12 protein-coding genes and 2 tRNA genes are annotated in these 13,211 nt (G+C 68.2%); 4 read left to right on the forward strand and 10 right to left on the reverse strand.

Features of this window, described 5'->3' with window-relative positions:
- Positions 1-10 precede the first annotated feature (10 nt).
- From MLJ35_RS10380 to MLJ35_RS10425, 10 genes are all read right to left on the reverse strand, one after another.
- Positions 11-1,462: a NapC/NirT family cytochrome c gene (locus tag MLJ35_RS10380; RefSeq protein WP_243384289.1), complete on the reverse strand. Its 1,452-nt coding sequence runs from the start codon at positions 1,460-1,462 to the stop codon at positions 11-13.
- Positions 1,463-1,646: 184 nt separating this feature from the next.
- Positions 1,647-3,335: a RecQ family ATP-dependent DNA helicase gene (locus MLJ35_RS10385; RefSeq protein ID WP_243384290.1), complete on the reverse strand. Its 1,689-nt coding sequence runs from the start codon at positions 3,333-3,335 to the stop codon at positions 1,647-1,649.
- Positions 3,336-4,463 (reverse strand): histidinol-phosphate transaminase, encoded by a 1,128-nt coding sequence (gene hisC, locus MLJ35_RS10390; RefSeq protein ID WP_243384291.1) that lies wholly within the window; start codon positions 4,461-4,463, stop codon positions 3,336-3,338.
- Positions 4,463-5,059: an ATP-dependent Clp endopeptidase proteolytic subunit ClpP gene (clpP, locus tag MLJ35_RS10395; protein WP_243294996.1), complete on the reverse strand. Its 597-nt coding sequence runs from the start codon at positions 5,057-5,059 to the stop codon at positions 4,463-4,465. The genes hisC and clpP overlap by 1 nt, the downstream gene beginning before the upstream one ends.
- Positions 5,060-5,134: 75 nt before the next feature.
- On the reverse strand, positions 5,135-6,799 hold the full coding sequence (gene tig, locus MLJ35_RS10400; RefSeq protein WP_243384292.1) for a trigger factor: 1,665 nt from the start codon (positions 6,797-6,799) through the stop codon (positions 5,135-5,137).
- 33 nt (positions 6,800-6,832) lie between these two features.
- Positions 6,833-6,917: transfer RNA gene (locus tag MLJ35_RS10405), tRNA-Leu, on the reverse strand.
- 25 nt (positions 6,918-6,942) lie between these two features.
- Positions 6,943-7,019: transfer RNA gene (locus MLJ35_RS10410), tRNA-Arg, on the reverse strand.
- A 302-nt stretch (positions 7,020-7,321) separates the two neighbouring features.
- Positions 7,322-8,242, reverse strand: a complete 921-nt coding sequence (locus MLJ35_RS10415; RefSeq protein WP_243384293.1) for an adenosine deaminase family protein — start codon at positions 8,240-8,242, stop codon at positions 7,322-7,324.
- Positions 8,243-8,286: 44 nt separating this feature from the next.
- Complete coding sequence (locus tag MLJ35_RS10420) at positions 8,287-8,580, reverse strand: FYDLN acid domain-containing protein (RefSeq protein WP_243384294.1); 294 nt, start codon at positions 8,578-8,580, stop codon at positions 8,287-8,289.
- Positions 8,581-8,661: 81 nt separating this feature from the next.
- Complete coding sequence (locus MLJ35_RS10425; RefSeq protein WP_243384295.1) at positions 8,662-9,804, reverse strand: hypothetical protein; 1,143 nt, start codon at positions 9,802-9,804, stop codon at positions 8,662-8,664.
- A gap of 138 nt (positions 9,805-9,942) precedes the next feature.
- Between MLJ35_RS10425 and MLJ35_RS10430 the strand changes: the two genes are divergently transcribed.
- Genes MLJ35_RS10430 through htpX form a run of 4 tightly spaced genes read left to right on the forward strand, consistent with a single transcriptional unit; the run spans position 9,943 to position 13,210 of the window.
- A complete protein-coding gene (locus tag MLJ35_RS10430; RefSeq protein WP_243384296.1) occupies positions 9,943-10,281 on the forward strand; it encodes an STAS domain-containing protein in 339 nt (112 codons plus the stop codon).
- Between the two features lie 2 nt (positions 10,282-10,283).
- Complete coding sequence (locus MLJ35_RS10435) at positions 10,284-10,721, forward strand: ATP-binding protein (protein WP_243324636.1); 438 nt, start codon at positions 10,284-10,286, stop codon at positions 10,719-10,721.
- 17 nt (positions 10,722-10,738) lie between these two features.
- The gene (locus MLJ35_RS10440) at positions 10,739-12,319 is read left to right on the forward strand and encodes a PP2C family protein-serine/threonine phosphatase (protein ID WP_243384297.1); all 1,581 of its coding nucleotides are present in this window, start codon (positions 10,739-10,741) and stop codon (positions 12,317-12,319) included.
- A gap of 51 nt (positions 12,320-12,370) precedes the next feature.
- A complete protein-coding gene (htpX, locus tag MLJ35_RS10445) occupies positions 12,371-13,210 on the forward strand; it encodes a zinc metalloprotease HtpX (protein ID WP_243384298.1) in 840 nt (279 codons plus the stop codon).
- Position 13,211 lies beyond the last annotated feature (1 nt).

Raw genomic sequence — 13,211 nt, forward strand, 5'->3', positions numbered from 1 at the left:
GGCCTTGCCATTACTTCATGCCGAGATCCTTGAGGACCTTGGGATCTTTCTCGTCCTGGGCCAGGATCGTGTGGCAGGTATCGCAGTCGCCCTTGATGCTGCGGCCATCAGCGGCGGTGTGGCTGCCGTCGTGGCAGCGGAAGCAGCCCACGGATTCCTCATGCCCGATGTTGTTCGGGTGCGTGCCCCACGTGAGCTTCATCTCGGGGAACACGTTGCGCATGTAGATCGCCTTCACGGCCTCGGCGGCCGCGTCCACCTGGGCCCGCTTGTGCTTGAACACGTCAGGGTAGGTGGTGCGGTAGAACTCGTTGATGCCGAGCACGATCTTCGAGCCGGCCTCCTGCTGACTGGCGTACTCGACCTTCAGCAGCTCCACCGCCTTCTTCTTGATGTAGGGCAGCTCGGGGCTGATGAGGCCGTTGGCCATGGACTTGTCCACGGCGCGGTCGGGCAGCTCGAAGGTGTGGGTGGGCCGGTTGTGGCAGTCGATGCAGTCCATCTTGCGCTCGGTGGCCTTGGCCAGCTGGTCGGGCGTGAGCTTCTTGTAGTCGTCGGTGACGTACTCCACGAGCTGGCCGTTGTCGTCGCGGTAGGTGACCTTGGGGATCTCCTGACGGCGGTGGTCCGTGCTGATGTAGCTGATGCGCTCCATGGCGTCGAGGTGGCGGCCGTGGATGCCCGTGGTGCCGTTGGCGGTGTGCCCACCGATCTTCAGCAGGAGGATGCTGGTGGAGGGGGTGTTGGCCTCGTCATCGGCGTACTTGGTGCGGATGAGCAGCTTGTCGTCCGTGAACTTCTGGGGCCAGTGGCACTGCTCGCAGGTCTCGCGGGCGGGACGCAGGTGCTCGACGGGGCTCGGGATGGGGCGGGAGTAGGTGCCGAAAGCCACCGCGAAGAGCTGGCGGGTGCCGGAGATCTTGGCCCGCACGAGGGCGGGAGCGCCGTGGCCGATGTGGCACTGGGCGCAGCCCACGCGGGAGTGGGGCGAATTCAGGAAGGCGGTGTACTCGGGGCTCATCACGGTGTGGCAGGTGAGGCCGCAGAAGCGGTTGGAGTCCATGTACTCCACGCCCTTGAGGCCTGCGGTGCCGAGGATGCCGACGTTGATGAAGGTGAGGGCGCCCACCACCAGCAGCAGGCGGCGGATGCCAGGCTGGGTGAAGTCCACCTTCTGGAGGGGCGTGGGGGCCTCCCCCGACAGGCGGCGCTGGCGGCGCACCCGGAGGATGCCCACGGGGATGAGAACCAGGCCCACGAGGAAGATGGCGGGAAGGGCGAGGAACAGCAGGATGCCGACGTAGGGGTGGACGGCCCGGGGGCTGGTCAGCTCCATGAACCAGAACCAGACGAGCGTGAAGGCCGAGCTGGTCGTCAGGGCCACGCCCAGCAGGGTGATCCAGTTGTTCCCCAGCTGGAAGCAGAGCCTGGCGAGGTCTCTGATGCGTTCTTTCAAGCTCATGGATCCACCTCCGCGACGTGGGGAAAAGACAAATGACACCCGAGTGGGCAATGCCTCATCCCACCCTAAATTCCTCCGGGATCAGCCGCAAGACAGAGCAGGGTCGAGGAGGCCTTATCTCCTTTGATATCAACGGGGGCCGTTCCAGGTTGTGACAGAGGCCCAGGCTACTGGAAGGTTACCATTAGATCGTCTTTTCACGCAGGAGGCGGAGGAAGGACCCGCCGTACTGCTGGAGCTTCTTGGGCCCCACGCCGCTCAGGGCCAGGAATTCCGCCTCGGTGACAGGCTGGAAGCGGGCCATCTGCTGGAGGGTGGCGTCGCTGAAGATCACATAGGCGGGCACGCCCCGGGCATCGGCGAGCTGCCTCCGCAGAGCCTTCAGATCCCGGTAGAGCGCCTCTTCGCCGTCCACCGGTCCCTCGGGCAGGGCCGGGCGAGTTCCGCGCGGCGAGCCGCGCTTGGCCTTGCCGGGTTTCGGCGCGGCTTCCAGCGGATCCGCCCCGGAGCAGACATCGCAGGACGCCCCGCAGGGCTCCATGCGCTCCCCGAAATGGGCCAGCAGGGCCTGGTGGCGGCAGCGCGTGGCATCCGCCAGGCGGAAGAGATCCCGGGTCTGGCGCTGCTGGGCTTGAGCCAGGTTCGCCTCCAAGCCATCCGTGAACCGGTCGTAGCTCAGCACATCGCCCCAGCCGTAGAACATGACGCAATCGGCGTCGGCGCCGTCGCGGCCCGCGCGGCCGATCTCCTGGTACCAGCCCTCCACGCTCTTGGGCATGTCGCGGTGGATGACGTAGCGGATGTTGCTCTTGTCGATGCCCATGCCGAACGCGACGGTGGCGACGATGACATCCACGTCATCCCGCTGGAAGGCCTCCTGGGCCGCGGAGCGCGCCGCGGCGTCCATGCCCGCGTGGTAGGCGGCGGCGAGGACGCCCTCGTCGCGCAGGAAGGCCGCCGTGGCCTCCACGGCTTTGCGCGACAGGCAGTAGATGATGCCGCTCTCGCCGCGCCGCGCCAGGACGAGCCGCAGCAGCGCCTCACGCACCGGCGGCAGTCCCTCGGCGCCCTTGCGGTAGGCGCTGATGCGCAGGTTGGGACGGAAGAAGGAGCCCTGCACTTCGACGGGCTTCCGCATCTCCAGCTGTTCCGCGATGTCGCGGCGCACCTCGGGCGTGGCTGTGGCCGTGAGGGCCAGGACGGGCACGCCCGGGAAGCGTCGCTTGAGGCCGGCCAGGGTGCGGTAGGCGGGGCGGAAATCGTGGCCCCAGTGGCTGATGCAGTGGGCCTCGTCCACCGCGATGAGGCGCAGATCCACCTCGCGGAGCAGGTCGGCGAGGTAGAGCTCGAGGCCCTCGGGCGCCGCGTACACCAGCTCCAGCTCGCCGTTCTTGAGGGCGCGGATGCGCTCGCGGCGGGCCTCCGCGTCGAGGCTGGAGTTGAGGAAGGTGGCGCGGAGCCCCGCCTCGGTCAGCGCGTCCACCTGGTCCTTCATGAGGGCGATGAGGGGCGACACCACCAGCGTCACGCCGCCCAGCAGCCGCGCGGGCAGCTGGAAGGTGAGGGACTTGCCGGCGCCCGTGGGCATGATGCCCACCACGTCCCGGCCCGCCATCACCGCCTCGATGATGGCCCGCTGCCCGGGCCGGAAGGAGGCATAGCCAAAGGTGGCCTTGAGGGCGGCCTCCAGATCGGGCGGGGCCTCCAATCCTGCCGCCAAGCCTTTCAGCGCTGCGATGGCCTCGGCATCGAAGGCTCCGGGCTCGGTGCGGTAGCGGGCCCGCAGCTGCGCCAGCCCTCCCCGGCATTCCCCGTACGCGTTCTGCGCCAGCAGGGCGCGCAGCCGCTCAATTTCGTCCGGAACCGGTCCCAATCAACAGCCACCGTCGAGCAGCGGCCCGGCGGCCTTCCAGAAGGCCTCCATCTCCTCGGGCTTCCCGAAGGTCACGCGGAGGTGGTTGGGCAGGCCGTAGCCCTGCATGGGCCGCACGATCACGCCGCGCTGGAGCAGTTCCTTGAACAGCTCGGCGGCGGGGAAGGCGGTCTCCACGAGGATGAAGTTGCCCGAAGTGCCCGAGGTCTGGCAGCGGTGCTTCGCGGCTTCCGCCACGAAGGCCGCGCGGGCCTCGGTGTTCTTCTGGCGGGAGAAGGCTTCGAAGGCCAGGTCCCGCACGGCCACTTCGGCGGCGGCCTGGGCCAGGTGGTTGGTGTTGAAGGGGCTGCGCACCCGCTCCAGGAAGCCCATCATCTCCCTGGACCCGAGCCCATAGCCGATGCGGAGTCCGGCCAGGGCGTGGATCTTGGAGAAGGTGTGGAGGACCAGCAGGTTCGGGCGCTGGTCCAGGTAGGCCGCGGCATCCGGATACGTGTCCGGATCCTCGTACTCGGCGTAGGCCTGATCCACCACGAGGACGATGTCCTCCCGCAGTTCGCGCACCAGGCGTTCCAACTCCGACCTCTCCAGGCGGATGCCCGTGGGGTTGTTGGGATTGCCGAGGTAGACGAGGCGGGTATCCGCCGCCACGGAGCGCAGGATGTCGTCGGCGTCGAGCTCCGTGGCCGAGGCCCGGGATTCGATGACGCGGCCGCCGGCGGTCTGGGTTGCGATGCCGTAGATGGCGAAGCTGTGCTTCGGGATGACGGAACTGCCGCCATCCAGGAAGGCGGCCTTGGCCACCATCTCCAGGATCTCGCTGCTGCCGTTGCCCAGCACCACACGGTCCAGGTCCAGGCCCTTGCGCTCGGCGATGCGCTGGCGGAGGTAGTAGCCGTCGCTCACGGGGTATAGGCCGAGGCCCTCGAACTCGGAGCCGGAGATGACCGCGGCCACCCGGGCCTTCACGGCGTCGGTGGGGCCCCAGGGATTCTCGTTGGAGGCGAGCTTGACGATGGAGGTGAGGCCCAGCTCGCGCTGGACCTCCTGGATGGGCTTGCCGGGGACGTAGAGCGGGATCCGCGCCAGGTGTTCGAAGGCGGGAAGGGCGGAAAGGCTGGTGTTCATCAGGCGGGCCGTTCGGAGAGGACCTTGTCGACGATGCCGTATTCCAGCGCCTCTTCGGCACCCATGAAGTAGTCGCGGTCCATGTCCTTCATGACCTTCTTCAGGGGCTGGTTCGTGTGCTTGGCGAAGGTGGCGGCCAGGTTCTCCTTCAGGCGCTGGATCTCCTTGAAGGTGATCTCGATCTCCGTGGCCTGGCCCTGGGCGCCGCCGCTGGGCTGGTGGATCATGATGCGGGCGTTGGGCAGGGCGAAGCGCTTGCCCTTGGTGCCCGCGGCCAGGAGATGGGCGCCCATGGACGCGCACTGGCCGATGCAGTAGGTGACGATGTCGTTCTTCACGAACTGCATGGTGTCGTAGATGGCCAGGCCCGCGGTGACGCTCCCGCCGGGGCTGTTGATGTAGATCTGGATGTCCTTGTCCGGGTCCTCGCTCTCGAGGAAGAGCATCTGGGCCACGATGGCGTTGGCCACGTTGTCGTCGATGGCCGTGCCCAGGAAAATGATGTTGTCCTTCAGCAGGCGCGAATAGATGTCGTAGCTGCGCTCGCCGCGCGGCGTCTGCTCGATGACGATGGGGGGATAGTAGCTGCTGGGCATGGGCCCTCCGGCTGGCTCATCAGGATAGCAAGAAGGCGCCAGCAGGCGCCTTCTCTGGGTGGTCTGCGCAGACCGCTACTTCTTGGCCGCGGGCTTCTTGGCCTTGGGCTTGTCCTCGGCGGGCTCGTCCTTCTTGACGGCGGCCTTCTTGGGCTTCTCGGCGGCGGGTTCGTCCTTCTTGGCGGCCTTCTTGGGCTTCTCTTCGGCTTCAGGCTCGGCCTTGGCCTTCTTGGCCGCGGGCTTCTTGGCGGGAGCCGCCTCCTCCTCGTGGCCCTGCTCGTGACCGTGATCATGGTCGTGGTCACAGTCGGGGCCGTGGACGTGGCCGGCGGGGGCCACGGCGGCGGGCTCGCCACCCTCCTGGCCCTCCAGGTCGCCGCCCTCCAGGCCGCCGGCGTCGAAGCGGTTCACGGGCAGGCCCGCCTCGCGCTTGCGCTCCAGCTCGACCAGGGCCTCGAAGGCGGCCTTGTCCAGCTGCTCCTCGGTGACTTTGGCGGTGGCGAGCAGGTGGGTGAAGATGCGGTCCGTGCGGAGACGGCCCTTGATCTCGGTGGTGTTGCCGCGGCGCTCGAGCTCGGCCTTGAAGGCCTCGAAGGGCTGCTGCACCTGGTTCTCGGCCATGAAGTTCCGGATTTCCGTGTCGATGTCGGCCTCGGGCACTTCGATGTTCTCGGCGTTGCCGATGGCCTGGAGCAGGTAGCCGCTGCGGACGGCTCGCTCGGCATCGTTGAGGCGGTACTGGCGGTAGCCCTGCCAGTTCACCTTCTTGGGATCCATGCCCTGGCGGGCCACGTGCTGGGCGAACTCCTGGCAGTAGTCGTCGAGCTGCAGGGCCACCATGGAGCGGGGCACCTCGAAGGGCGCCGCCTCCAGCAGGGTGTCGAGCATGTTGGCGTGGAGGCGGGCCAGGGCGTCACGCTCGGCGGCCTCCTCCAGGTCCTTCTTCACGGCGGCCTTAAGGGCGTCCAGGTTCTCGAAGGCGCCCATGTCCTTGGCGAAGTCGTCGCCCAGGACGGGCACGTCCTTGCGGCGGATGTCCTTGACCTGCACCTCGTAGGCCAGGGACTTGCCGGCGAGGACCTTGTTGGCGTCGTCATCCGGGTGGGTGAGGTTGAAGGCCTTCTTCTCGTCGACCTTCATGCCGAGGATCTGGGCGTCGAAGGGGCGCTTGCCGTCGATCTCCAGCAACTGGTCCTGGTAGGTCTGGGCCTTGAGGCCCTGGGGCTTCACGCGGATGTCGCACGTGACGACCAGGCCCTCTGCCACGGCGCCGTCCTCCACGGGCAGGAGCTTGGTGGCCCGCTGGCGGAGCCCCTCCAGGTGCTCGGCCACGGTGGACTCGTCGATGGCCCGCTTCTTCTTGGTGAGGGCCATGGCCTTGTAGTCCGGCAGGGCCACTTCGGGGGCCACGTCGAACTGGGCGCGGAAGACGGCGTCGGCGCCCTCCTTCAGGTCCAGCTTCTCCAGGGAGGGATGGGAGATGGGCAGGGCGCCGGCTTCCTGGGCGGCCTTCCAGAAGTGCTTCTCCACGAGCTGCTGGGCCACGTCGGACTGGATCTCGCGGGCGTAGCGCTGCATCAGGACGGGCCGGGGGGCCTTGCCGGGGCGGAAGCCGGGGATGCGGACCTTCGGCGCGATCTTGGCCACCACCTCGTTGAAGGTGGCGCTCACCTCGGCGGCGGGCACCGTCACTTCAACGGCCTTGCGGGTGGGGGACTGGTGATGCAGGGTGGCGGACATGGATGCTCCGTGTGATGCGAGGGTCATACGATGTGGTGCGAACGGTCGGACTCGAACCGACACGGTGTGAACCGCTGGAACCTAAATCCAGTGCGTCTACCAGTTCCGCCACGCTCGCAGGGTTGCCGAATTGTCATTGCCGGTGGTGCGCCCAGAGCGACTCGAACGCCCGACCCTCAGGTTCGAAGCCTGATGCTCTATCCAGCTGAGCTATGGGCGCGCACCGAATCCCCTAGTCTACCTGGAAGCTCCGGGCGCTTCGACCCCCGGGTTGGCTGGATAGAGCGCCGGATGCTGAAGGCTCTATCCAGCTTCGCCCGTGGCCTATTAGACGCGCCTTCTGGCGCGTCCTCCCGCTCGCCTCGCTCGCGGAGGCCGGAGCCGGGCGCGCACCGAATCCCCTAGTCTACCTGGATCCTCCGGGCGCTTCGAGCCCTGGTCGACCGCCGGACCGCGGAATGGCCTGCGGGGCAGGCCATGGAGCGAGGATCCGGCGAGGAGACCATGCCACCTGCCGGGGCGTCAGGCCAGGCACCAGGCGTCCTCCGCGCCATTCCGGCGGAGGGTCTCCAGGGCGGTGGCATCCAGGCCCATGGATCGGGCTGCGGCAGCTTCAGTGCGGAGGTTGCAGGGGGCCACACCGGGGTCGTCCGTGCCCAGGGCGCAGCGTACGCCGGCGGCCAGCATCCGGGGGAGGGGATGGGGCGCCACGTCGGCGGCCAGGGCCCGGTTGGAGGTGGGGCAGATGTCGACGGGGACGCCCCGGTCCGCCAACAGGTCCAGGGTGGCGTCGTCGGCCCGGATGCCGTGGACGATGCGGTCCACGCCGCCCTCCAGCACGGCTTCGCGGACGTTCGAGCCCGGCCCGTTCTCGCCGGCGTGCGCGGCGACGCGCAGGCCCGCCTCCCGGGCTCGGTCGAAGACGGGGGCCCAGTCCCGGAAGGGGCTGCCCTCCAAGCCGCCCGTGGAGAAGCCTCTCACGAAGGGGGGCAGCTCCGGCAGCACCAGGTCGAGAACGGAGTGGCCGTGCTTGGGGCCGAAGTGGTTCACGGCATCCACCACCACACAGCCCCGGACGCCCTGGACCGTGGCCTCGGCCAGGCCCTCCTCCACCCCGCGCCAGAAGGCGTCGAGGGTGATCTGGCCACGGTGCGCGACGAGGAAATGCGGAGAAGCCCAGAGATCGAAGCCGGACCCGCCGCAGGCATGCGTCCGTTGGACCACGGCCCGCACCGCCTCTCGGACGGCCTCCCCGCTGTCCAGCAGCGCGGCGCCGAAGAGGAAGGCCTCGATGAACCCTTCGAACGGCACGGAGCCACCGGACCACAAGGTTTCCAGCGGTCCCGGCAGCGCCAGCCCGCGCCGCCCCGCTTCGCTCCGGACCCAGGCAGGAGCCAGGGCGCCTTCAAGATGCGTATGCCGATCCACGAGCGGGTGAATCACGCCCCCTCCAGCACTTCCCCTACCCATGAGCGCAGCTCATGGGCCTATTCGTCGTAGTCGTCCATGCGCAGGTCGCCGGGATCGAAGCCCTCACCGCGGCCCCGCTCGAGAGGCACGCCGCTCTCGTTGAAGGTCTCCTCAAGGGTCTCCGCCTCAGGCTCGGCCGCGAAGTCGTCCTCGATGACGTGGACGCTCTTCTCCTTCTTCACGGCACGCGGCTTGGCCGGAGCGGCCTTCTGGTTCGCGCCGCACTTGGGACAGACCGCCTCCGGCTTGCCGAAGTCGTAGAACTTCGTCGCGCACTGGAAACACGTGAATTTCTTGCCGAGATCCGCCATTGACTTGTTCCTCGCCCATGCCCAAAGGAACAAGGTTCTACCAGACTCTGATCCGGTTGTCACTTCTTATGGTGGGAGATCTCAGGCCCAGGGGGCCGGTCCCAGCTTGGAGGCATCGCCTTCGCACAACTGGTTCACGACTGTGCTGGTGAAAATCCGGTGATGGGCCTCGACATCTTCTCCGAAGCGCTCCACGAAGGTGGCGCGGCTCCGCTCGAGTTCCTCCCGGAGCAGCCCGTAAAGGTTGCCGTGGGTCTGAGCCTGGGCGACCTTGGTCGGGAAATAGAGCTCGACGTCACCCACCAGGACCCGCGCCAGCCGCTCGGCGGCGGCCCGGGTCTTGGGGTCCAGGTCCAACGCCGCGGGGGCTTCGATGGGCTCGGGCACCATCTGCGTGGGGGCGCTCGAGTGGCTGCTGGGAAGGGGTGGCAGCGGCTGGGGCGGAGCAGGTGGCAGGCCCGATGACGGCAGAGCCGAGGGAGGCGGGGCTGAAGGCGGCAAGGCCGCTGGCGGGGGTGAAGGCAGGGCATGGGCGGGCTCATCCTTCCCTGCCGCCAGACCTCCCAGGGCGGCCGAGGCCGCCAGCACGAGGGCCCGGATCAGCTCGGGGTGGTCGACCTTCTGGCGCAGGCCGCTGTCCACGAGCAGCAGGGCCACGGTCTTCCGCTTGTGGCGCAGGGGCAGGATGACCAGGTCCGCGGCCTCGAAGGAACTGAGCACCGAGACGAGGGCCGAATAGCCGGCGCCCTTCTTCCTCAGGGATCGCCCCAGGCCCTGGATGACGGACTCCAGGTCCGGAGGCGGCACCACGGCGCCCGGCTTCAGGGGGGCGCCCGCCTCGAAGCCCCGGTGGGCGTACAGGGAGGCCAGCCCCTGCTTGACGATGAAGAGGGCGCTGCGCTCCACGAGGGGGTCCAGGCCGTCCAGAAGGCGCTTCAGAAGATCGCTCTGGGAGGGAGCGCCTTCGACCAGGTCGAGGGCGGAGGAGAAGGCGGCCATGGATCCCATGGTTCCGCCCCCATCTGTTTCAGCCGAAGCCTGGGTCGGGATGGCCTGGCGGAGCTTCTCGATCAGCGCGTCGTCGGGATGGAACCGGTCCATGGCCAGCTGCCAGGTGGCGATGACCTCCTCGAGCAGGCTCTGGTTCTTCTGGTTCACCCAGTTTTCAACCAGGCCACGGAGGGTGGCGTGGATGGGCTGGTCCTCAGGACGGGCGGCGCTCATGGGGGGCTCGGGTGAAAGGTTCGGATCCAGGGTATCCCAAGTTCGGGTGGGAACCCCGTTTGCTGGTATTTGCCCTGGGGAACCGATAGGATGGCCCAGGTTCCTTGGAGATGGCGGATGGCGGATCTTTCCATTGCGATGAGACAGGCCGGTGATGTGGCGATCCTGCTTCCGGCCGGCTTCATCAACGCCCACACGGTCCGCGAGTTCGAGGAGGCCCTGGAGGGGCTGGTCCGCGACGGACGGTACACCATCCTTCTCAACTGCAGGGATCTCCATTACATCAGTTCGGCCGGCCTCGGGGCCATCATGGGCCTCATCGAGACGGTCAGGGACCACCAGGGGGACATCCTCCTGTCCGACCTCCAGCCGAATGTCTTCACCATCTTCGACACCCTCGGCTTCACCCAGCTCTACCGCGTGTTCGGCGATGAGGACCAGGCGCTCGCCGCGGTCGCGCCCGAGCGGAAGGGGTGAGCGTGGCGGTCAGCATGGAGCCAGCCGAGTTCCGACTCGTGATCCCGAGTCAGACCCGCTACCTGAACCTGGTGACGGGTCTGGCCAAGCGGGCGTCGCTGGTGGCCGGCCTCGACGACGCCACTTCCGCCAAGGTGAGCATCGCCGTGGACGAGGCCGTGACCAACGTGATCCTCCATGCCTACCACGGGGAGGGGGAGCACAGCGTCGAGCTGGAGCTGCGGTTCACGGAGGAAGCGCTTGAGATCCACATCCTCCACTCCGGCCAGGGCCTTCGCGGCGACCAGGTGGTGCTGCCGGATCCCAAGGAGTACATCAAGCATCCCCGGAAGGGCGGCCTTGGCCTGCTGCTCATGAGCCGGTTCATGGACGAGGTGCGGTTCAAGGCGGATGAGGCCTCCGGTCGGAACGAGTGCTGTCTGATCAAGAAGCTGGACTGACGCCAGGTCCGCCCCCCATGCCGACCAACCCCTTCGACCGTCTCCGCCAGCTGGCGTTGAAGATCCCGGAGGGGGCCCAGGAGCTGCTCCCGCTCATCGACTTCCTGGAGACCTTTCCGGACCAGGGCACGGAGGAGGACCTCGTCCACCTGGTGGGCATCACCGCCATGGGCATCGCCAAGACGGGTCAGGGTGGCCTGTGGGACGGCGGCAAGTGGCTGTTCCTGCGGGGGGCTGCGCCAGCCTTCCCCACCCACCCGGGCGAGGGCTGGCAGGTCCTGCCCTGGGCCTACGGCGAGGAGACCTACGGCCACCTGGTTCTGCGCGCCGAGGAGCCGCCAGGGGCTGTGCCGCTGCTGCTGTCCATCAGCGCCCCCCTGCTGGCCTGGCGCCGGGCCGAGGCTGTGCGCAGCTCCCAGAACCAGGCCCTGGCCCTGCAGCTCTCCCGCCTGAACACAGTGTTCGAACTCACCCGCAACCTGGGCCAGGTGGAGACCCGGCAGGACCTGGTCCGGCTCATGGCCAATACGCTCATGGGCGAATTCAGGATCATGCGCCTCCTGGTGGTGGATGCCCAGGGCACCGTGCTGCACGCGAAGGGGCTCGGCACGGTTCCCGGGGTGCTGGAAGGCGATTCCCTCCATGAGCTGGTGGAGGCGAAGGGACTGGTCCACGCCGTCGAGTTGCAGGATCAGGACCACAGCCACGGCTTCGCCTATGCGGCGGATCCGGCGGTGGGAAAGCTGTCGGATGACGATGAGGTCTTCCTGCACACCCTGCTGAACCTCACCTCCTCCCAGCTCTCGAATCTGGAGTTCCGGGAGGCCCGCCGCCAGGCCGAGCGCCTGGAGAAGGACCTGGACCTGGCCCGGGACATCCAGCGCCGCCTCCTCCCCAAGGCGCTTCCCGAGCCCAGCGGTTGGCAGTGCGCCGCCGCGAACCTGCCCTACCAGGCCGTGGGCGGCGACCTCTACGACCTGTGGATGGCCCGTGACGAGGAGCTGGGCGAGCGGCTCCACATCGCCGTGGGCGACATCTCCGGCAAGGGCCTCCCCGCCTCCCTGATGATGACCCAGCTCTCCGCTTTCCTCCGGGCCCTCGGCGGCCGGCGCGTGCAGGATTGGGGCAAGCTGGCGGAGCGCCTGAACCGGCGCATGAACGACGTGCGGGACGGCAATCGCTACACCACCCTGTTCGCCGCGAGCCTCAATCCCCTGACCGGCGACCTCCGGTTCGTGAACGGGGGGCACAACCCGCCTCTGGTGGTGCGGGCCAGCGGCGAAGTCGTCCGGCTGGCGCCCACCGGCCCCATGGTGGGCCTGCTCCCCGGGGCCGCCTTCGCCGAGGGCCGGGCCTCCATGGGGCCGGGCGACGCGCTGGTGATCTTCACGGACGGCCTGGTGGAAGCGGAAAACGCCGCCGGCGAGGAACTGGGCGACGGGCGCCTGGCCGACGTCGTCCTGCGGCGCCCGCAGGCGGGGGCGGAGGAGCTGTTCGAGGCCCTGCTGGTGGAGGCCTTCCAGCACCTGGAGGATGGCCGTTTCCGGGACGACGTGACCCTGGTGGTCGTCAAGCGCATGGGCCTACCGGGGGCCTAGAGGACTGGGGCGCTTGATTCCTTTCGTATCCTGGTACCTGGAGGCAACTTCATGAACCAGGCGAAAACCCTTCTCATCATCGTGGCCATGACCGGCCTGCTGGTGTGGATCGGCGGCTACTTCGGCGGGCAGTCCGGCATGGTGCTGGCGCTGGCCATCGGTCTCGTGATGAACGGGATCAGCTACTTCTTCTCCGACAAGATCGTGCTGGCCAGCTACGGCGCCAAGGTGGTGGACCAGACCGACGCTCCCGAGCTCTACGCCATCGTGGCCAACCTGGCCCAGCGGGCTGGCCTGCCCACGCCCCGCATCGCCATCATCCCCGAGGACACCCCCAACGCCTTCGCCACGGGCCGCAACCCCGAGCACGCCGTGGTGGCCGTCACCGAGGGCATCATGCGGATCCTCAGCCGGCCCGAGCTGGAGGCGGTGATCGGCCACGAGCTGGGCCACGTGAAGCACCGGGACATCCTCATCGGCAGCCTGGCGGCCGTGCTGGCCCAGGCCATCATGTTCCTCTCCCGCATGGCCTTCTGGATCTCGCCCCGCGACGAAGAGGGCCGCTCCAACCCCCTGGCGGGCATCGCCATCATGATCCTGGGCCCCCTGGCGGCCATCCTGCTCCAGATGGCGGTGAGTCGCTCCCGCGAGTACCTGGCGGACGACTACAGCGCCCACCTCACGGGCCGGCCGGACATGCTGGCCTCGGCCCTGGAGCGCCTGCAGGCCTACAACCAGCAGCTGCCCATGGCGTCCGCCGAGCCCGCCACGGCCCACATGATGATCGTGAACCCCCTGAGCGGGGGCGGCCTCATGAGCCTCTTCTCCACCCATCCCCCCATGGAGGTACGGGTGGAGCGCCTGCGGCGCATGCCGATCGAGGCCCGGTAGG

Source organism: Geothrix alkalitolerans (genome assembly GCF_022808885.1).
GTDB lineage: Bacteria > Acidobacteriota > Holophagae > Holophagales > Holophagaceae > Geothrix > Geothrix alkalitolerans.

Excerpts from the sequence above, each read along its gene's own strand:
- htpX (WP_243384298.1), top strand. The coding sequence starts at position 12,371 with ATGAACCAGGCGAAAACCCTTCTCATCATCGTGGCCATGACCGGCCTG.
- MLJ35_RS10440 (WP_243384297.1), top strand. The coding sequence starts at position 10,739 with ATGCCGACCAACCCCTTCGACCGTCTCCGCCAGCTGGCGTTGAAGATC.
- tig (WP_243384292.1), bottom strand. The coding sequence starts at position 6,799 with ATGTCCGCCACCCTGCATCACCAGTCCCCCACCCGCAAGGCCGTTGAA.
- MLJ35_RS10420 (WP_243384294.1), bottom strand. The coding sequence starts at position 8,580 with ATGGCGGATCTCGGCAAGAAATTCACGTGTTTCCAGTGCGCGACGAAG.
- clpP (WP_243294996.1), bottom strand. The coding sequence starts at position 5,059 with ATGCCCAGCAGCTACTATCCCCCCATCGTCATCGAGCAGACGCCGCGC.
- MLJ35_RS10380 (WP_243384289.1), bottom strand. The coding sequence starts at position 1,462 with ATGAGCTTGAAAGAACGCATCAGAGACCTCGCCAGGCTCTGCTTCCAG.
- MLJ35_RS10430 (WP_243384296.1), top strand. The coding sequence starts at position 9,943 with ATGAGACAGGCCGGTGATGTGGCGATCCTGCTTCCGGCCGGCTTCATC.
- hisC (WP_243384291.1), bottom strand. The coding sequence starts at position 4,463 with ATGAACACCAGCCTTTCCGCCCTTCCCGCCTTCGAACACCTGGCGCGG.
- MLJ35_RS10425 (WP_243384295.1), bottom strand. The coding sequence starts at position 9,804 with ATGAGCGCCGCCCGTCCTGAGGACCAGCCCATCCACGCCACCCTCCGT.